Origin of the sequence: Gordonia sp. SID5947 (genome assembly GCF_009862785.1) — a bacterium.
Lineage (GTDB): Bacteria > Actinomycetota > Actinomycetes > Mycobacteriales > Mycobacteriaceae > Gordonia.
On the sequence record NZ_WWHU01000001.1, the window covers coordinates 3698293 to 3717173 of the forward strand.

13 protein-coding genes and 3 pseudogenes are annotated in these 18881 nt (G+C 66.1%); 8 read left to right on the top strand and 8 right to left on the bottom strand.

The window, feature by feature from the left end; genetic code table 11:
- Positions 1–15: 15 nt before the first annotated feature.
- Positions 16–828, bottom strand: a pseudogene (locus GTV32_RS16880) (EamA family transporter); the annotation flags it as partial.
- 296 nt (positions 829–1124) lie between these two features.
- Here GTV32_RS16880 and GTV32_RS16885 point away from each other — a divergent pair.
- Both GTV32_RS16885 and GTV32_RS16890 read left to right on the top strand, forming a co-directional pair.
- Positions 1125–2684, top strand: a complete 1560-nt coding sequence (locus GTV32_RS16885) for a long-chain-fatty-acid--CoA ligase (RefSeq protein WP_161061294.1) — start codon at positions 1125–1127, stop codon at positions 2682–2684.
- A gap of 39 nt (positions 2685–2723) precedes the next feature.
- Positions 2724–3737, top strand: a complete 1014-nt coding sequence (locus GTV32_RS16890; protein ID WP_161061295.1) for a cyclase family protein — start codon at positions 2724–2726, stop codon at positions 3735–3737.
- A 39-nt stretch (positions 3738–3776) separates the two neighbouring features.
- Here GTV32_RS16890 and GTV32_RS16895 read toward each other — a convergent pair whose 3' ends face one another.
- Complete coding sequence (locus GTV32_RS16895; protein ID WP_161061296.1) at positions 3777–4796, bottom strand: LLM class flavin-dependent oxidoreductase; 1020 nt, start codon at positions 4794–4796, stop codon at positions 3777–3779.
- A gap of 108 nt (positions 4797–4904) precedes the next feature.
- On the opposite strand from GTV32_RS16895, the pseudogene GTV32_RS16900 reads away from it, so the two are divergent.
- The 3 genes and pseudogenes from GTV32_RS16900 to GTV32_RS16910 all read left to right on the top strand — a co-directional run bounded on the left by GTV32_RS16900 (position 4905) and on the right by GTV32_RS16910 (position 8115).
- A pseudogene (locus GTV32_RS16900) lies at positions 4905–5791 on the top strand (LysR family transcriptional regulator).
- A gap of 111 nt (positions 5792–5902) precedes the next feature.
- Entirely contained in the window at positions 5903–7375 is a 1473-nt protein-coding gene (locus GTV32_RS16905; protein ID WP_161061297.1) for a tyrosinase family protein, read from the top strand.
- The gene (locus GTV32_RS16910; protein ID WP_161061298.1) at positions 7372–8115 is read left to right on the top strand and encodes a DUF2182 domain-containing protein; all 744 of its coding nucleotides are present in this window, start codon (positions 7372–7374) and stop codon (positions 8113–8115) included. Before GTV32_RS16905 ends, GTV32_RS16910 begins: the two co-directional genes overlap by 4 nt.
- Before the next feature lie 44 nt (positions 8116–8159).
- Here the strand turns inward: GTV32_RS16910 and GTV32_RS16915 are convergent, their stop codons facing one another.
- From GTV32_RS16915 to GTV32_RS16925, 3 genes are all read right to left on the bottom strand, one after another.
- Positions 8160–10247, bottom strand: coding sequence for a DNA/RNA non-specific endonuclease (locus GTV32_RS16915; protein WP_161061299.1), 2088 nt, complete (start codon positions 10245–10247; stop codon positions 8160–8162).
- A gap of 134 nt (positions 10248–10381) precedes the next feature.
- Positions 10382–11179, bottom strand: a complete 798-nt coding sequence (locus GTV32_RS16920) for a TetR/AcrR family transcriptional regulator C-terminal domain-containing protein (RefSeq protein ID WP_161061300.1) — start codon at positions 11177–11179, stop codon at positions 10382–10384.
- Between the two features lie 152 nt (positions 11180–11331).
- Positions 11332–11478: a DUF1059 domain-containing protein gene (locus GTV32_RS16925; RefSeq protein ID WP_161061301.1), complete on the bottom strand. Its 147-nt coding sequence runs from the start codon at positions 11476–11478 to the stop codon at positions 11332–11334.
- A 216-nt stretch (positions 11479–11694) separates the two neighbouring features.
- Between GTV32_RS16925 and GTV32_RS16930 the strand changes: the two are divergent.
- Positions 11695–12968 (top strand): annotated as a pseudogene (locus tag GTV32_RS16930) (cytochrome P450).
- A gap of 14 nt (positions 12969–12982) precedes the next feature.
- Here the strand turns inward: GTV32_RS16930 and GTV32_RS16935 are convergent.
- Complete coding sequence (locus GTV32_RS16935) at positions 12983–13135, bottom strand: hypothetical protein (RefSeq protein ID WP_161061302.1); 153 nt, start codon at positions 13133–13135, stop codon at positions 12983–12985.
- A gap of 139 nt (positions 13136–13274) precedes the next feature.
- A complete protein-coding gene (locus GTV32_RS16940) occupies positions 13275–13655 on the bottom strand; it encodes a hypothetical protein (protein ID WP_161061303.1) in 381 nt (126 codons plus the stop codon).
- Between the two features lie 408 nt (positions 13656–14063).
- On the opposite strand from GTV32_RS16940, the gene GTV32_RS16945 reads away from it, so the two are divergent.
- Complete coding sequence (locus GTV32_RS16945) at positions 14064–15278, top strand: DUF2252 domain-containing protein (RefSeq protein ID WP_202421827.1); 1215 nt, start codon at positions 14064–14066, stop codon at positions 15276–15278.
- Positions 15279–15783: 505 nt separating this feature from the next.
- Positions 15784–16710, top strand: coding sequence for a hypothetical protein (locus tag GTV32_RS16950; protein WP_343287365.1), 927 nt, complete (start codon positions 15784–15786; stop codon positions 16708–16710).
- A 201-nt stretch (positions 16711–16911) separates the two neighbouring features.
- Here the strand turns inward: GTV32_RS16950 and leuA are convergent, their stop codons facing one another.
- Complete coding sequence (gene leuA, locus GTV32_RS16955) at positions 16912–18759, bottom strand: 2-isopropylmalate synthase (protein ID WP_161061304.1); 1848 nt, start codon at positions 18757–18759, stop codon at positions 16912–16914.
- Between the last annotated feature and the right edge of the window lie 122 nt (positions 18760–18881).

Below are 18881 nucleotides of genomic sequence, written 5' to 3' on the forward strand. Positions count from 1 at the left end.
GGTGGGTGTCTCGCCCAGGAACAGCCAGGCTGCCGTGATGCCGACGACCGGTACCAGGAGCGACAGCGGAGCGACGCGACTCGCCGGATACCTCGCCATGAGGTGAGTCCACAGTCCCGAGCCCACCACGGTGCCGAGGACCACCGTGTAGGCGAGTCCGGCCAGCGCCAGGAATCCGTCGTGTGAACCGAGTGTCGTCATCGATCGGATCCCGGCGGTCGGACCGTCGAACGCCAGGCTCATCAGGAGGAACGGGATCGGCGGCACGACCGACATCCACAGCGTCATCCGGAGCGGGTCGTCGGGCCCCGCGCCGCGTCGCGTCGCCTGCCGGCTGCCGATGTTGCCGAATGCCCAGCCGAGGCCACCCAGCACGGTCAGGATCATCGGGACCACAGCGGCCGCCCCGAGCGAGCTGTGAGTGGCACGGTCGATGCCGATGATGATCATCCCGACCACGGCCACGCCGATACCGATCACCTGGAGAACACTCATCCGTTCCCGGAGGAACAGGACCCCCAGCAGCACCGTGAAGGGCGCGGAGGTCTGTAGGACCAGCGACGCCAGGCCGGTCGGCATCCCGAGGTGCATCGCGAGGAACAAGAAGGCGAACTGGAGGACGCCGAACCCGACCGCGTACAGGAGGAACCACGGCACCCGGACCTTTGGGAACCGGACGAACAACACCACCGGTACGGCCATCACCGCGAAGCGCAGCGCGGCACAGAAGAACGGCGGGAAGTGGTCGAGGCTGAGGCGGATCGCGATGAAGTTCAGTCCCCACAGCACCACCACGCCGAGACCGAGCAATCGATCGCGATGTGTCATGACGTCGATGCTGGCGGGCCGAACGAAGTAACACAATCGAATTAATTGACACAAATGATGTAGAAATACTTCATCGTCCAATGGGTGGGCGCATCTGTCATTTCCGCAACGATCGCTCAAATATGGTGCATACGAAGGGCAATCAACACCAATGTCCTCAGTTCGGCCCCGCGGTCGGCATTCATCCCTACTCTGGGATCCGGTCGGCCGACTGAACGATCGTTAGTGGCGTACCGGCCAGATCCGCGGGGTCGCGGGTCGTCTGCTCGGCTCCACGGGGAAGGCGAAGAACTGACATGAGTACCGACATCGCCCAGCACCGTTCGATCGCCCACGGCGAGCAACTCGCGCGGCAGGCGAGACGAGATCCTGACCAGGTCGCGCTCAGCTTCGAGGGTGTCGACCTGACCTACGTCGAACTCGACCGGCGTGTCAACAGGCTGGCGCGAACGCTGCAACGATGCGGCGTATCACGCGGAGACCGGGTCGCGGTGCTGATGTACAACCGGACCGAGGTGATCGAATCCTATTTCGCCGCGGTACGTCTGGGCGCGATCGCGGTCCCGGTCAACTTCCGGCTCGTCGCGCCCGAGGTCCGCTACATCCTCGAGAACAGCGGCGCGAAGGTCCTGCTCGTCGACGCTCCCATGGCACCTGTCGCGAACGAGCTGTCGGACATGACATTGGATGCCGTGCTGGTCACCGGCGGCGCCGCGGCCACCGTCGGTGAGCATGCTCTCGACTACGAGAACTCGCTGGATTCGGACGATTCGCCCGTCGAGGTCGTGGTCGCCGACGCGGATCCGGCCTTCCTCATGTACACCTCGGGGACCACCGGACGGCCGAAGGGGGCGGTGCTGACGCACCAGAACCTGACGATGAACTCGGTGAACTGTGTGCTTGCACAAGGGATCAGAACCGAAGGGGAGGTGTGGTATTCGGGTCTGCCGTTGTTCCATATCGGCGGCCTGAACGGCATCCTCATGTACCTGACGGTCGGTGGCCGGTCGATCATCGCGCCGTCGGGGAACTTCGATGCCTCGGCGACCATCGACATCATCGAGCGGGAGAAGGTGACGTCGTGCTACTTCGTCCCCACCCAGTGGAAGGAGATCTGCGCGGTGCCGGGGGTTGCCGATCGCAACCTCGCGCTGCGCCGTATCTCGTGGGGTGCGTCGGTCGCACCGCCGTCGGTGCTACAGGCGATGGCCGACACGTTCCCGAACCTGCCGACCTTCAACATGTTCGGCCAGACCGAGATGAGTTCGGTGACCTGCGTTCTCCGGGGTGAGGATGCGATCCGGAAGATGGGTTCGGTCGGGAAGCCCATCGTCAACGTCGAGGCCCGACTCGTCGACGATCACGGTGTCCCCGTCCCGGTCGGGGAGGTCGGAGAGATCGTCTATCGAGGTCCGACCGTGATGAAGGAGTACTGGAACAATCCGACGGCGACCGCGGAAGCGTTTGCGGGCGGCTGGTTTCACTCGGGGGACCTGTGCGTGATGGACGACGAAGGATTCATCAGGGTCGTCGACCGCGCGAAGGACATGATCATCTCCGGTGGCGAGAACATCTATTGCGCCGAGGTCGAGGCCGTCATCGATCAGCACCCGAAGGTGGCCGAGATCGCCCTTGTCGGCGCGCCTCACCCGCGGTGGGTGGAGACCCCCATCGCGGTCATCGTGCCCACCGATCCGTCCGATCCGCCGACCGAGGACGAGATCATCACGTTCTGTCGCGAGCGATTGGCGTCGTACAAGAAGCCGACCGGCGTGATCGTCGTCGACCAGCTGCCCCGGACGGCGACGGGCAAGATCCAGAAGTTCGTACTGCGCGACTCCGTTGTCGCGCATTGAAACCGCACAGCAGACACAGTCACCGACGAAGGAGAACAGATGGGTAGGAACGCACAGGGTGAATACGCCGAAGGGGCTTGGGAGCCTCCGGTGTTCAGCGTCGACCGCAACGGCAAGATCATCGGCTACGAGAACACCAACACGCCCAACAACTGGGGACGCTGGGGCACCGACGATCAGCGCGGTACCGCGAACTTCATCACCCCCGACGTCGTCGCGGCGGCCGCGTCGCTGATCCGATCGGGCACGACGGTGAGCCTCGCCATCCCTCTCGATGCCACCGGACCCGTGCATCCGTCCCGGCCCAACGTCGTCCACCTGTTCGGATACAGCGGAGCCGACTACGCGGCCGGGACCGAACTGGGCCGCGTCGCACCCGGGTTCCAGGGCGCCGACGACTACATCTTCATGCCGTTGCAAGGCAGCACCCAGTGGGACGGGCTCGCACACGTCTACAGCGATGACGCGATGTACAACGGCTTCTGGATGGGCAATGTCGAGGGCTTCGCCGGGGCGAAGAAGTGTGCCATCAGCAACCTGAAGACATCTCTCACGAGTCGCGGTGTGCTGCTGGATATCCCGCGGTTCCTGGGCGTTGACCGGTGCACTCCGGGTGTGCCGATCACGGGTGAACAGCTCGAGCAATGTGCGCAGGATCAGCAGGTGGAGATCCGGTCCGGGGACATCCTTGTCCTGCGGACCGGCCATGTGCCGTGGTTCTACAGCCTTGCCGACAAGAGCCAGTTCTGGGCCGCCGGCGCTCCGGGCCTCGCGATGGACACGGTCGATTGGATTCACGAGAAGGAGATCGCTGCCCTCGCCGTCGACAACATCGCCGTGGAGGTCGAGCCGTCGGAGAAGCCGGGCGGAGTCTATCCGTTGCACGCCAGGCTGATCCGGGACCTCGGGCTGACCCTGGGTGAGGTCTGGTGGCTCGAGGATCTCGCGGCGGCGTGCGAGGCGGAAGGGCGACAGGAGTTCTTTCTGACCGCGTCCCCGCTCAACGTCACCGGCGGCGCCGGGACACCGGTGAACCCGATCGCCATCTTCTGACGACGGCCGCCTGCCGCCTGCCGGCCCGGGGACCGTGCCTCAGCGGCAGCCGAGGGCGGGCGCCACGTGCGTGAGAATCGACTCGATGACGTGGGCGTTGTAGTCGACGCCGAGCTGATTCGGCACTGTCAGCAACAGCGTGTCCGCGGCAGCGATCGCCTCGTCCTCGCGTAGTTGCTCGATGAGCTCGTCCGGTTCGTCCGCGTAGCTGCGGCCGAATCGCGCGACCGTGTCGTCGATGACACCGACCTGATCCTGCTCATCGGCGCCGCGGCCGAAATAGGCGCGGTCGCGGTCGTCGACGAGCGCGAAGATGCTGCGGCTCACCGAGACCCGCGGCTCACGGGAATGTCCCGCCGCGTCCCAGGCGTCGCGGAAGCGCTGGATCTGCTCGGCCTGCAGCTGGTGGAACGGGACGCCGGTGTCCTCGGTGAGCAAGGTGGAGCTCATCAGGTTCATACCCTGTCGGGCCGTCCATTCCGCGGTCGCGCGGGTTCCCGCGCCCCACCAGATCCGGTCGCGCAGGCCGGGGGATTGCGGCTCGATGGGGAGTGGGCCGGGGGGATTCGGGAACATCGGGCGCGGGTTGGGCTGGGCGAACCCGCCACCGTCGATGACCTTCAAGAACACGTCCGCGTGCTGACGGGCCATCTCTGCGTCGCTCGAATCCGCCGGCGGCACATAGCCGAAGTACTTGTATCCCTCGACGACCTGCTCCGGGGACCCTCGACTGATGCCGAGCTGCAGCCGGCCGCCGGAGATGAGATCGGCCGCGCCCGCATCCTCGGCCATGTACAGCGGGTTCTCGTAGCGCATGTCGATGACGCCGGTGCCGAGTTCGATCCTGCTCGTCTTGGCGCCCGCCGCAGACAGGAGTGGGAACGGCGAGGCGAGCTGCCGCGCGAAATGGTGGACCCGGAAGTATGCGCCGTCGGCGCCGAGTTCCTCGGCGGCCACCGCCAGATCGATGGACTGCAACAAGGCGTCGGCGCCCGACCGGACCTGTGAGCCGGGGGCGTCGGACCAATGTCCGAAGGACAGGAAGCCGATCTTCTTCATGCTGTCAGCAACTGAAACCGCGGTCCGTTTCATTCCCGGCGCAGTGTCCAGACGCAGCTCGATGTAGACAGACTGAAGTGATGATCCAAATCGTTGTAGCATCCCCGCATGGATGTCAGGCGCCTCCGAGTGCTGCGTGAGTTCGCCGACCGCGGCTCGGTCGGTGCAGTTGCGGACGCGATGCACATGACGCCGTCGGCGGTCTCCCAACAGCTCAAGGTGCTGACGAAGGAGGCCGGCGTGGATCTGCTCGAGCAGGACGGCCGTCGGATTCGCCTCACCGAGGCAGGGCGCGCACTTGTGCTGCGTGCCGACGAAGTATCTCCGCGGTCGATCGGGCCCAGGAGGAGATGGATGGGTACCGATCCGGTACGGCCACGGTCCGCCTGGCGATGTTCCCGTCCGGCGCCGCATTGTTGCTGCCCGGGGTCCTCGATCGGGTCGCGGGGACCGGCATCGACGTGCATGCGTCCGAACTCGATGTCGGCTATGCCGATGCGGCACCGGCGCTCGCCGACTTCGACATCGTCGTCACCCATCGTGACGAGCGCACCGCGTCGGCACGGCTCCCGCGGGTCCAGGTCACCGAGTTGATGCGCGAACCCGTGGATGTCGTGGTGGCCGCGGACTCCACGTTCGGTCATCGTGACGAAGTGGAGGTCGCCGAGCTGGCCGATCACGACTGGATAAGCGTAGAGGGCGGATTCCCTGTCGACGACGTGTTGCTGTCCATCTCGGCGGTCACCGGCGTGGCGCCGAGGGTCACACAGCGAATGCTGGACTTCGCCACCATCGAATCGATCGTCGCCGCCGATCACGGGATCGCCCTGATACCGCGGTATGCGGTGCGCCACCCCGGTGTGAAACGGCTGACGCTCAAGGGTGTTCGTGCAGCCCGTGTCTATGAGGCACTACGGCGGCCGGCGCCTCGCGCCGCTGTCGGCACTGTGGTCGGTCACCTCGTCGAGTCGGCGGAGCGTGCCCGCAACCGATGACCATGCGGAGCAGGCGCCCAGACGACGTCGTCGAGTAGCGCACTACTCGTGTGGCGGCGGGTGATTCTCTCTACTGTCGTCCTAGCAGGGACTTCTCCGGAGAGGATCGCCATGAGGATCCGCAGTGATGTCTGGCAACTGACCCGTGATCACGGGGACTGGCCGCAGGTCCTGGTCGCCTATCGCAGCGCCGTACGGGCGATGCGTGAGCTGGACCCGCCGGGCGGCGGCCCGCCGGTGGAACCACGTTCGTGGCGGTACCAGGCCGCGTTGCACGGCCGGAACCGGCCCGACGGGCTCCCCGATACCCAGAACGGCTGGAGCGCATGCCAACACGGCAGCTGGTTCTTCCTCGCGTGGCACCGCATGTACCTGCTGGCTTTCGAGATGCTCGTCCAACGATTCCTCGACGACGACGAGTGGTCTCTGCCGTACTGGTATGCGATCGACCCCGACGACCCCGCGAAAGCGGTCCTGCCACCGGCCTTCCGGGACGCGACCACAACCAACACACTGTTCACCGGCGAGCGGTCGCCGGAGATGAATGCCGGGCAGCCGCTGGAAGGTCTGGATTTCCTCGGTCCGGCTCTGGTGGCCTCGCTCGCCGACGACACGTACACCACCGATGACGGGACGGGCTCGTTCGGAGGGGGCCGACGGGATCGGCCCGCCTACAGCGGCGGCGAGCAGGGATCGCTCGAAGATGCGCCGCACGGTAGCGTGCACGTCCTGGTCGGCGGTGTGATCACCGACGATGCGGGTACTCCGCTCCGTCGTGGATGGATGGGGCAGTTCGACACGGCCGCACTCGATCCGGTGTTCTGGCTGCATCACGCCAACATCGACCGGTTGTGGCAGGTCTGGCTCGAGGCCGACGCGACGCGAACCAACCCGGTCGAGGAGATGGCCTGGCGTGACACGCGCTTCAGCTTCCCGGCCTTCGACGGCGGAACGGTGTCGTGGACGATCGCGGAGGTCGTCGACACCGAAGCGCTCGGTTACCGGTACGACAGCGTGAAACCACCGTCGGCGCTGCGGTCTGCGGGTCGCGGCGGACTGGAGAGCCTGCAACCGGGCCGCGCGCAGGCACGCCGCCCGCCGGAAGTGGTCGGCGCGGCGACCGGCGTCGCGATGGCGTCCGACGCGACCACCACGATCGGCCTCTCAGCGCGACCGGCGCGCGGCCTGGAATCACTGGACGAACCACGACGGGTGCTACTGCGGCTCGAAGGCATCACCGGCTCGGTCTGCGCGCCGGTCTACAACGTCTACCTCAATCTGCCCGAGAATGCGGTACCTGCCGATTTCCCGGATCGGTTGGCCGGCACGATCTCGACGTTCGGTGTCGCCGAGTCGTCGGTCCGGGGGCGAGAACAAGAGGGCACGGGAGTCACCAAGGTCCTCGACATCACCGACTTGCAGGGCCGGCTCGCGGCTGCCGGTGCGTGGGACGCGCAAGCCGTCTCGGTTCGATTCGAAGCGGTTGGTCCCGAGGCTCCTGCCGTGTTGGGCGATCCGGGCCGACGGCCGCCATCGCGAACTGCCGACCTGCGGGCCGCCCGGGTGGTGGTGGTGCGGGCATGACCCTGCCACTCGTGCCGGCGCCCCGACGACCCGGCGTGGGGATCGTGCCGTTCGTGCTGGCGTTGTGCGCGGGTGTCGCGGTGCTGATCCATCACGCAGTCGGTGCGGGGCATGGTCATCGGGTGCCGGATGCCGCCGGCTGGCCGTCCGCGGCCGCGACCGGCTGGGCCTGGTGGCTCGTGATGGTCATCGTGATGATGTTCCCCCTGGTGGCCGACGACGTGGTCCGGACCGCGAACGCGGGCTTGCGGAGCCGTCGCCTGCGATCGGCAGCGGCCTTTCTCCTCGGTTACCTGACGGTGTGGGCGGCCGTCGGACTCCCGTTGGTGGGCGTTGTGGGGTGGTGGTGGCCGACGGGCACGCCGACATCCGTTGCGGTAGCGGTGTTGCTGGGCGCTGCGGTGTGGCAGCTCAGCCCCTTTCGGCGTCGGATGCTGATCCGCTGTGGCGGCGGCCCGTTCGTTGCGATCGACGGTTGGCAGGCGATCCGGGACTGTGCGTCACACGGCGCCGTGCGGGCGCGCCGATGCGTGCTCACGTGCGGCGTCGCGATGCTGGCGATGGCTGTGACCCACAGCCTGATCGTGATGGTCGGGTTGACCGCGATGTTGATGTCGGAGCGCAGACCGGGACCGAACCCACATCAACGGGCCGGTCGGTCGCCCGAGGCGCTCGGCATCGTCGGTATGGCCGGGTTGGTGGCCTGGTGGTCGATGCGGGGGGCGGGCACCCTTCCGTGACGTCGTCCGTCCGGCCCGATGGTGTTCTGCCGCGGGCCTCCGGATCACCAGGTGGCTTCCTCCAGGGTATCCAGTGCCGCAGAGGATTCCAGTGCGGTAGGCATGGTGTCGGCGGTGCGGAGCGGGCCGAACACCAGACCCGAGCGCTTCTCGAGGTCGGCGACCGTCGTCTGGAACACGTCCACCGCGCCGAGATCGTCGAATGATTCCGGGCCGGAGGCGAGCGCGCGGTCGAGCGCATCGCCCTGGTCGGCGAGAAATGCGGTGGCACGCAGTCGCGTGTCCTGCGTGCGGACCACGATCTTCCAGAACTCCCGCGGCACCGCGACGTCGCGATACTGCGGATCATCCACCCCGAGCACCGGTCCGGTGATCACGACGATGCGTGTCTTGTCGGCCGCGGCGTTGGTCAGTGCGTAGTTCTCGATCCCTTGCCAGAGATGCTGGTTGAAGGCCGAGATCTGTGGACAGCAGTTGGTGAAATGGAATGTGTCGTCGGCCGAACGTTTCGCCGTCTGCGGACTGCCCCAGGCGGGATCGAGCCGGCGGACCATGTGCCCGCGGTCGAACAGGCGCGGATGTTGGGCGGCGAAGTGACTTTGGTCGAGTTGTTCGTCCGGTGCGATCCGCGGATCGGCATACCAGACCTCGGCGGATTCCACCTCGCCGGTGCGTCGGTTGATCGACCGGAGTCTGCGCCCGTCGATGTCGACGATGGTGAACACCGGCATGCGGCGGCGGGCGTGGACCGCGAGCGAGAAATGGTGGTAGCGCAGCAGGACGTTGGCAGCAGATCGGCGTCTACCGTCGGGGATCGCGCACTCCTTCACCAGGGCGGCCGGAATCCTCGGTGGGAGAACCGGTACCGACAGGAAGTCGTCGTCGTGACCGCGCCGGGCGGAGTAGCGACCATCGGGGGCATCGTTGCGTTCGAGGGGCGCCTGGCGGTCCGCGGCCGGCGGGGCGGTGGACAGAGACGCCCTGCCGAGAGTGGTGATGGCCGGCGCGGGCACGGTCAGAGCCGGCATGGTCAGAGCCGTCGGGGGAAGTGAACCGACGGTCGGCGCACGGTCGTGCGTGATGACCAGTTGCGGCAGGCGGAGGTCGCCGGTCAGGATCGTCGGCCCGCTCCCCGTGACAGGTGGTTCGGCGCTGAGATCGGGTGCGCGCGAGTCCGGAGCGGCGGCGGCTCGCGGCGGATTCAGAGCTTCCGCCAACAGATCTCGGCACGCGGCGGGTAGGGAGTCGTGGACCCCACGAAGGGTGTCGACCACGGCGCTGATCCGGATACCCTCGTTGCATTCGGGCGGCAGCGGCCGTCCGTCGTCGAGTTCGGTGTCGTTGTGTGACCCGCCCGAGTGATGCAATGCGACGAGGTCGAATTCGTCGTTGAACACCGGGCTCCCGCTCGAACCGTGCAGCGTGTCGGTGGCGTAGTACAGGGTCGTTCCCTTGCGTCCGCGGCCGATGACACGATTCTCCCGCAAGGCAATCTGTTTGAAGTCTCCCTCGGGATGCTGCACCACGGTGACGAAGTCGCCCTCGGCGTGTTTGTCACCGGCCGACGACAACGCAGTCCACCCGAACCGATCGAGGTCGCGATCGCCGGTTATCCGATTGCCGACGGCGACGAGGCTGACGTCGAGCTCGTCGACCCGGCTGCTCCAGAAGAACGACGAAGGGGCGAGCCGGAATTCGCTGACCGGTTCGGGCAGGTCGTCGAGGCCGAGCTGATAGTCGAATTGAATGCTGAACTCCGCGGCGGCCGACTCGTCCTCGATGACGTGATGGTTGGTCAGGAACAGTTTGGGCGAGACCATCACACCGGTGCCGCGTGGCCTCCGCCGACCGTCGATGACCCTGGCGACCGCGGCTGCCGACATGCGGGCCAGATCCAGGTAGGCGATGGGCACGAAATCGGGCGTCGAACCGCCGACGAGTGCCTCGAGACCATGGTCGGGCGCGACGAGCGCGGCCACCTTCTGCTTGGCGGTCGGTGCGAGGTCCTCGATCATCGAGACGTCCCCGGCGACCAGTTTCTTGATCTCCGAACCGGTGAGGTCGCCATTCGTGACCGCGGCGAGCCTGCGTCGCAGCCGTTCCTGGTCGGGTTCGGCGAACAGCGACGCCATGACCACCACCTCCGGACCGTCGGGTCGACGATGCCGGACGGTCCCGGCACCCCTGGTGATATCAGGATCGTCCGGGTTGCTCGCCCGCGCACGGGTAGTGGACTACCCGATCGTGCGGGCGGGGATCGCGCAGTTCAGGAACGCGACGTGGCCTTTGCGCGGCTTGTCGCCTTCTTGGCCGGAGCAGTGGTGGCCCGGGAGCGTTTGGCAGCCGTTTTCGGCGCGTTCTTGCGTTCGTCGATCAGTCGCTCGGTGTGGTCGAGGATGCAGTTGAGTCCGTACTCGAAGTTCTGCGCGTCAGGAGCACCACCGACGCGGCCTTTGGCGGCGGCCTCGGCGAGCAGCGGGGTCTGATCCGGCGTGATGATCAGATTCTCGTAGTACGCCTGTGCGGCGGAGTCCTCGGCCTTGTTCTTCTCGTGTAGACGCTCGAGCACCACCGACCCGCGCACGTGCAGTTGCACCGCCGAGTAGCTGTCGTAGGCGTCCTCCAGCGAGAGTCCCTCGCGCATCAGGTTCGCCACCGTTCGCTCGATCTCCAGGGCACCCAGTTGTGCATTGCGCGGTCCGAGCGACGACCTGATGAGGATCAGATCGCACAGAATCGGGTTCTTCAAGAACACGTCCCGCATGGCATGTGCGTGATCATGCAGACGCGTCCGCCAGTCGTCGCTCGTATGTTTGAGGGCGGCGGCGAGGCCGTACCGTTCGAGCGCGCGGTCGGTCATCGCATTGAGGAGGTCGTTCTTCTTGCGGAAGTACCAGTAGATGCTCGTCACGCCGACCTCGAGATGTTTGCCGAGTATCGGCATGCTCAGGTTGTCGACCCCGATCTCCTCGGCGAGTTCGAAAGCGCCACTGATGATTTCCTCGGGATCGATGGATCCACGCTCCCGCCGTTCACGCTTGGGGGCATTCTCCTTGCGCGCCATCCTCGACCAGCCTCTCTGACAGCCCGTATCGCCGTCACTGTAGTGCATACGGGAGGCTGTGCGGTGTCGTCGAGGTCCGCGCCACCCAGGAGTCGCGGAGGGTTTCCCGATCGGTCCGGTCAGTCTTGTCGACGTGCCGGGGGAGCGGTCTGTCAGTACGCCATGAACAGGATCTCGTCGCGGCTGTAGTCGTGATCCGGATGGTTCTCGGCCAGGTGCTGCTGGACCAGCGTCACCAACTCGTCTTCGTCGGCGCCCTTCATCATCTCGCCACACGGGCAGGTCAGTCGCGTTTTCATGGTCTTCACCTCGGTGCTCCGTCTCGTGTCTCGGATGTGGCGGCCGGGGGCGATTCCCGGCCGGTGTGTTCGAGATTACCCGCCACCCGCTGCCGCCCGTGGGCCGCCCGCGGGGCGCCCGCGGGGCGCGGGTACGAGAGGGGAGTCCGGCTGATTGACAGTACTGGATGCCATACGGTAAACACGGCCGGGCAGCCAAAACTCCTTGGAGGAACCATGCCCGAGATCGGCGAACTGACCTCCGCACACGCGTTTCATCCGCTCGACATCTCGGCGATCGAGTTCTGGGAGAAGCACTTTCGTGAACGCGACCACACGTTCGCCGCGCTGCGCGCAGTCGATGGGCTCACGTGGCATCCCCCGACCGAGTCCATGTTCCCGCACGAAGAGACCGGCTACTGGGCCGTGACCCGCAACGTCGACATCCGGCATGTGAGCCAGCATCCCGAGCTCTTCTGCTCGGGCAACGGGATCAGCATGGATCCGATGCCCGCGGAGATCCAGCGGAGCATGTCCTTCTTTCTCACGATGGATCCACCCGAGCACACCCGGTATCGGCGACTGATCTCGATGGCGTTCACGCCCAAACAGGTGCGCCGCATCGAATCCCAGATCCAGGCGAATGCGAAACGGATCGTCGGCGAGTTGCTGAGCGAACTCGATTCCGGATCGGCCGTGGATTTCGTGGCAGCGGTGTCGAAGAAGCTCCCGATGCTGACGATCTCCGAGATGATCGGCATCCATCCCGACGAGCACGAGGCGGTCGCGTTCGCCGCCGAGAGCCTGTTCAGCGCCAGCGACGACGAGTTCGCCGCCGGTCTCGAGGAGCGGGCGACCTTTCTGATGGCACAGCTCGGCGTCTTGACCGGTGTCGGCGTGCAACTGGCGAAAGAGCGTCGAGCGCAGCCGCGCGACGATCTGATGACGAACATCGTCACTGCCGAGGTGGACGGTCATCGGCTCACCGATGACGAGATCGGTTCCCTGATGGTGCTGCTCGCGTCGGCGGGCAACGACACCACCAAGCAGACGACATCGCACGCCTTCAAGGCGCTGGTTGACAATCCCGAACAGCGCCGATGGCTGCTGGAGGATATCGACGGACGGATCGGCGGGGCCGTCGACGAATTCATCCGGTGGGCGACGCCGGTGATGAGTTTTGCCCGGCACGCGGTGGTGGACACCGAGATCGCCGGTACACCGATCACCGCGGGTGAGAAACTCGTCCTCTTCTACTGTTCAGGCAATTTCGACGGTGCGGCGTTCGACGACCCGTACCGCTTCGAACTCGACCGTTTCCCCAACCCGCATGTCGGATTCGGCGGCGGGGCCCGCACTTCTGCCTGGGCAAGCAGCTCGCAGTGATGGAGCTGAAGCATCTCTTCACCGAGCTGCTGACGAGGCTGCCCGAGGTGGAGCTCGACGACCCCGAGTACGTGCGTAGCGATTTCGTGCACGGGATCAAGCGGATGTCGATTCGTCGCGTCTGAGACGCAGACGCCGGTCAGCGGGACGGAGTGGGCGCCGGCAGGCGATCGTCGACCCGGACCGGAGCCGGACGGGTACCCGCGTGCGCGAGGAGACCGATCATCGCGCCGACGCCGGCGGTGGTCACGATGAGAACAGAGAGCAGAGCGAAGATGACAGTGGTATCCATATGAGTCCATTGTCCGCGTGAACAGCCTGGTCGGCACGTGATCGGACCGGATAGTCCGGAGATTCACAACAGGCGCGCGAATGTGACGTGCGACCCTCGATGGCCGTCACGCACTGGCAGAACGATAGCACTGTCGCGATCAGCCGAGAGCCTTGGCCTTCAGCTGTGCGAACTCCTTCTCGTCGATGGTCCCCGCATCGAGCAGGGCCTTGGCTTCGGTGATCTGCTCGGCCGACGACCGTCCGCTGACCGAGCGGATGTAATCATCACCCTGCCGGCGAGCCTCGGCCTGGGACTCGGCAGCGCGGTGCGACATGCCGCGCCCACGGGCGATGAGGTAGACCAACGCCGTCAACCACGGCACCACGATCAGGAACACCACCCAGACCGCCTTCCACCAGCCCGACAGCGCCCGGTCACGGAAGAGGTCGGAGATGATCCAGAACAAGATCATCAGGTAGGCCAGGAATCCGAACACGACCAGCGTGTACCAGATGAAGTCCCAGAATGAATCCCACATGATCGTCTCCTTCGACGCCGAGGCACCCGATTACCTCTGAGCTCGGGCTCACCTCATCATCCGGTGTACCGGAGCGTCGGCGGATCATCCGGACCGGATGAGTTCGGCCGCCGCCTCCGGTTGTTCATGCCGCTCGGATGATGCCGAGCGACCGAAGGGCTGTCATCGTCGATTGATGATCGACACCGACCTCATCCTGGGGCAGTCATCGGAGGAGTCCGCGCCCCGGTACCGCACGTTCGCGGAGCGATCGGAGTACGGCAGGGCAGCGCGGCAGCGAGTGGCGCCGTGCGATCTCGGCGATCTGACGACCGGGGAGCCGGCGCGGAACCCCGTGACCCGACGGGATTGCTTCTGCGACAAGCAGAGTCACGAGTGCCCGAACTCGTACCGATTCGTCACGGCCGGATGGCGCGAACACCGTTCACGTTCTATCGGGGAGCGGCGCTCCTGATGGCCGACGACCTGTCGCGGACCCCACACAGCGGGCTGACCGTACAACTCTGTGGTGACGCCCATCTGAGCAATTTCGGCTTCTTCGCCACCCCGGAGCGACGACTGGCCTTCGATGTCAACGATTTCGACGAGACGTATCCGGGGCCCTTCGAATGGGATGTGAAGCGGTTGGCGGCGAGCCTGGTGGTGGCTGCGCTCGACAATGGCTTCGGGCGAAAAGAGGCAAAGGCCACCGCACGGGCCTGTGCCCGCGAGTACCGCGAGTCGATGGCGACCCAGGCGAACCTGGGCACCCTGGACAGCTGGTACAGCCACGCCGAGCCGGCCCCGAACCTGGCCGGGATCCGCCAGATGATCGATGCCGGGACCGCCAAGGACCTGGCCAAGCAGATCAAGAAGGCGTGGCGGCGCAACAGCCTTCAGGCGCTCTCCAAGCTGACCACCGTCGTCGACGGGAAGGTCACGTTTGTCAGTTCACCGCCACTGCTCGTGCCCGTCGAGGAGCTCCTGCCCGAGCGTGACCTGCCGGGCGCGTACGCCGAACTCCGCGAACGTCTGCACGACTTCCGCGAAACGATGTCGCCGCACCACCGCGTCCTGTTGGACAAGTTCGAGTTCGTCTCCATGGCGCGCAAGGTGGTCGGGGTGGGCAGTGTCGGGACGCGTGCATGGGTGCTGTTGTTCCGCGGCAAGGACGATGGTGACCCGTTGCTGCTGCAGGCCAAGGAAGCGCAGGAGTCGGTGCTGGCGCGCTACCTCGACGGTCCGGCCTACGACAACCAGGGCGAACGGGTCGTCACCGGTCAGCGCCTTATCCAGGCGGTCGGTGACGTGTTCCTCGGCTGGGATTCCGGTCGCGGGTTCGACGGTGTGCACCGGGATTTCTACCTCCGGCAGTTGAGGGATGCCAAGGGTTCAGTGGTGATCGAGACGCTCGACCCCAATGCCCTGCGCGCGTACGGACAGGTGTGTGGTCGGGTTCTCGCCTACGGCCACGCGCGCTCCGGCGATCCGATCGCCATCTCGGAATTCCTCGGGTCGTCCGACGAATTCGATCGCGCCATGGGACGATTCGCAGTCAGGTACGCGGAGCGCAATGCCCGCGATCACGCCGCCTTCGTGGCGGCCATCGACCGTGGTGCGATCGCAGCGATCGCCGATTACTAGGAGGAACGGACGTGGCGGAAGCCGGTTCCGACAATGCTCGTCCCCTCGATGCTGATGAACGCGCAGAACTCGAGCGTCTGAGGGCCGAGGTGGCGCGCCGTGCCGACCGCCGACCGCGAGGGCCATCGATCTGGCGCCGAGTCGGTGCGACGGTGCTGGTGGTGTTGTGTGCGCTTCTCGCACTCACCTCGGTGACGACCCGCTATGTGCGCAGCGAACTGCTCGACACCGAGCACTACCTGACGACCGTGACCCCGCTGGCCTCCGATCCCGCGGTGCAGGCGCAGGTTTCGACGGCGGTATCCGACCAGATCGATTCGCGCATCGACATCCGGCAGATGACCGAGCAAGCGCTACAGCAGATCGTGGATCTCACCCCCGCAGACCGCCCCGGGTCGACCAGGCGCTCGTCGGCCTTGCCCCGGTACTCGCCTCGCAGGCCGAGTCGTTCGTCCACAAGACGGTCGACGACTTCGTCCGGTCCGCGGCCTTCAAAGATCTCTGGGTGGCGGCCAATCGCGCGGCGCATCGGTCGGTGGTGGCCGCTGTCACCGGTGAAACCCAGCGTGATGCCGTGGAGATCGGGTCGGACGGCACGATCAGCATCGAGCTGGGGCCCATCATCGAACAGGTGAAGCAGCGGCTCCAAGACCGCGGCTTCGCCTTCGCCGGCAGTATCCCGCAGGTCGACAAGCAGTTCGTCGTGTTCCAGTCGCCGGATCTTGCCAAGGCGCAGCGGTGGGTGCGGGCACTGGACAAGATCGCGTCGATCTTGCCGTGGCTGGCGATCCTGGCGGCCCTTGGTGCCGTGCTGGTGATCGGGACCGGACGACGACTCCGCATGGTCGCGATCATCGGGATGGCGATCGTGCTCAGCATGCTCGTCCTGGCGATCGGGCTCCTCGTCGGACGGGCGATCTACCTCGGACAGGTCCCGCCCGACGTGCTCTCGCCGGACGCTGCGCGGGTCATCTTCGACACCGTGGTGGCACCGCTGCGCCTCGCGTTGCGAGCAGTCGCGGTGGTGGGTCTCGTGGTCGCCGTGGTCGCCTTCCTCGCAGGTCGGTCGCGGGCGGCTCTGGCGGTCCGCCACGGATTCACCAAGGGTGTCGGCGCAATCGATTCCCGTCGGTCGGCGCGACCGCCGAACACCTTCGAACGTGTTCTGTGGCAGGCACGCATCCCGGTGCGGATCGGTGTGGTCGCGGTGGCGGCGCTGGTGTTGATGTTCTGGCCGTACCCGACAGGGCTGGTGGTGATCTGGACCGTCGTGATCGGGTGCCTGGTCCTGGCGGTCGTCGAGGTGCTCATGCAGCCCGCTCGCCGCGACGGGGTCGCTGCGGACACAGCGACGGCGGAGACGGCGACGGCGGAGACGGCGACAGCGGAGACGGGCCCCGCCACAGCAGAACTGGGATCAGACGGACCGTGAGACAGGGGTGGGCCGGGACCCGGACAGCGAGGATCACCCGCTGATCGATGGGTCCCGGCCCACGCCTCGACACGTCGGCTCGGGGATCGGACCCGACCGCCGTGGGTCTGACGGAGTGGCGACGCGGCAACTCCGTAAGGTGTTGGCGCGCAACGAAACGAATCCGTGGCGCTCTTTGCGTACGGAAGTGTCAGGCGTCGGTCAGGGTGCCCAGGTGCGTGGTGCGGCATCCGCCTCGTCGGCCGGTGCGGCCACCTGGCTCGCGCGATTGACCGCGGAGACCACCGCTCGCAGGCTGGCTGTCGTGATGGATGAGGCGATCCCGACGCCCCAGACCGTCTCGCCGTTCACCTCGGTCTCGACATACGCCGCTGCGCTGGCGTCGCCACCGGCTGTGAGGGCATGTTCGCTGTAGTCGAGCACGCGCACGTCGAAGCCGACGGTGGACAACGCATCCACGAACGCCGCGAGAGGCCCGTTGCCGCTGCCGCTGATCTCACGCTCGACGCCGTCCACCTTGACCACCGCGGTGATGCTGTCCTCACCGCCGTCGACCTCGGCCGCTTCCACCTTCTGGCGCATGCGCTCGAGCGGTCGGATCGGGAAGAGGTACTCGTCGGCGAATACGTCCCACATGGCCTTCGGGTTGACCTCGCCACCCTCGCCGTCGGTGATCTTCTGGATCTCGCGGCTGAATTCGATCTGGAGGCGCCGCGGCAGGTTCATGCCGTGGTCGGCCTTCATGATGTAGGCGACGCCACCCTTGCCGGACTGGCTGTTGACCCGGATCACGGCCTCGTAGTTGCGGCCGACGTCCTTGGGATCGATCGGCAGGTAGGGAACCTGCCAGAGAATGTCGTCGACATCCGAATCCGCTTCGTCGGCATCGACTTTCATCTGGTCGAGGCCCTTGTTGATGGCGTCCTGGTGGCTGCCGGAGAACGCGGTGTAGACGAGGTCGCCGCCATACGGGTGACGTTCGGGCACGTTGAGCTGGTTGCAGTATTCGACCGTGCGCCGGATCTCGTCGATGTCAGAAAAGCTGATCTGCGGATCCACGCCGCGGCTGAACAGATTCATGCCCAGCGTCACCAGGCAGACGTTGCCGGTGCGCTCGCCGTTGCCGAACAGGCAGCCCTCGATACGGTCGGCACCGGCCTGGTAGCCGAGTTCTGCTGCGCCGACGGCGGTTCCGCGGTCGTTGTGCGGGTGCAGACTCAGGATGACCGAGTCGCGGCGGGCCAGATTGCGGTGCATCCATTCGATGGAGTCGGCGTAGACGTTCGGCGTCGCCATCTCGACGGTGGCGGGGAGGTTGAGGATCATCGGACGTTCCGGGGTCGGCGCGATGATCTCGGTGACCGCGTCGCAGACGTCCTTGGCGAAGGTGAGCTCGGTGCCGGTGTACGACTCGGGCGAATACTCGTAGCGCCAATTGGTGTCCGGGTACTTCTTCTGCTCATCGAGCACCTTGTGGGCGGCGTCGGTGGCGATCTTCTTGATGGCCGCCTTGTCGGCGCGGAACACCACACGGCGTTGCAGCACCGACGTCGAGTTGTAGAAGTGGACGATCACGTTCGCGGCACCACGGCATGCGTCGAAGGTGCGCTCGATCAGCTCGTCGCGGCACTGGGTCAGCACCTGGATGGTGACGTCGTCGGGGATCGCGTTCTCCTCGATGATCTCCCTGACGAAGTCGTAATCGGTCTGGCTCGCCGCCGGGAAGCCGACCTCGATCTCCTTGTAGCCCATACGGACCAGCAGATCGAACATGCGCCGCTTGCGCGCCGGGCTCATCGGGTCGATCAGAGCCTGATTGCCGTCGCGCAGGTCCACCGCGCACCACATCGGCGCGGTGGTGATGGTCTTGTCGGGCCAGGTGCGGTCGGGGACCGCGACGTTCTCCACCTCATTGGCGAACTGGCGGTAGCGATGAACGGGCATCGCCGAACTGCGTTGGGTGTTCCAGACAGGTTGGCCTGCCGGGATCGGGCCGGACGGCTCGACGATACGGCTGCTACCGGATGTGAAAGAGTCTGCTGCTGCCATTGGTGGTCAATCTCCGTGAATCGAATTGGGGAAGATGACCGGCGCATGAGTAGGCCCGCGACGGAGGGCCGGTCATTCAGACCCCGCCGCGGCAACCGAGAAGGAGCGCGCGCTGCATGCCT

Bases quoted from the DNA above. Each gene is read 5' to 3' on its own strand.
- GTV32_RS16915 (WP_161061299.1), bottom strand. From the start codon at position 10,247: ATGGCGTCGCTGTTCGCCGAACCCGACCAGGAACGGCTGCGACGCAGG.
- GTV32_RS16945 (WP_202421827.1), top strand. From the start codon at position 14,064: ATGGCGCGAACACCGTTCACGTTCTATCGGGGAGCGGCGCTCCTGATG.
- GTV32_RS16890 (WP_161061295.1), top strand. From the start codon at position 2,724: ATGGGTAGGAACGCACAGGGTGAATACGCCGAAGGGGCTTGGGAGCCT.
- GTV32_RS16905 (WP_161061297.1), top strand. From the start codon at position 5,903: ATGAGGATCCGCAGTGATGTCTGGCAACTGACCCGTGATCACGGGGAC.
- GTV32_RS16940 (WP_161061303.1), bottom strand. From the start codon at position 13,655: ATGTGGGATTCATTCTGGGACTTCATCTGGTACACGCTGGTCGTGTTC.
- GTV32_RS16895 (WP_161061296.1), bottom strand. From the start codon at position 4,796: ATGAAGAAGATCGGCTTCCTGTCCTTCGGACATTGGTCCGACGCCCCC.
- GTV32_RS16885 (WP_161061294.1), top strand. From the start codon at position 1,125: ATGAGTACCGACATCGCCCAGCACCGTTCGATCGCCCACGGCGAGCAA.
- GTV32_RS16925 (WP_161061301.1), bottom strand. From the start codon at position 11,478: ATGAAAACGCGACTGACCTGCCCGTGTGGCGAGATGATGAAGGGCGCC.
- leuA (WP_161061304.1), bottom strand. From the start codon at position 18,759: ATGGCAGCAGCAGACTCTTTCACATCCGGTAGCAGCCGTATCGTCGAG.
- GTV32_RS16920 (WP_161061300.1), bottom strand. From the start codon at position 11,179: ATGGCGCGCAAGGAGAATGCCCCCAAGCGTGAACGGCGGGAGCGTGGA.
- GTV32_RS16910 (WP_161061298.1), top strand. From the start codon at position 7,372: ATGACCCTGCCACTCGTGCCGGCGCCCCGACGACCCGGCGTGGGGATC.
- GTV32_RS16935 (WP_161061302.1), bottom strand. From the start codon at position 13,135: ATGGATACCACTGTCATCTTCGCTCTGCTCTCTGTTCTCATCGTGACC.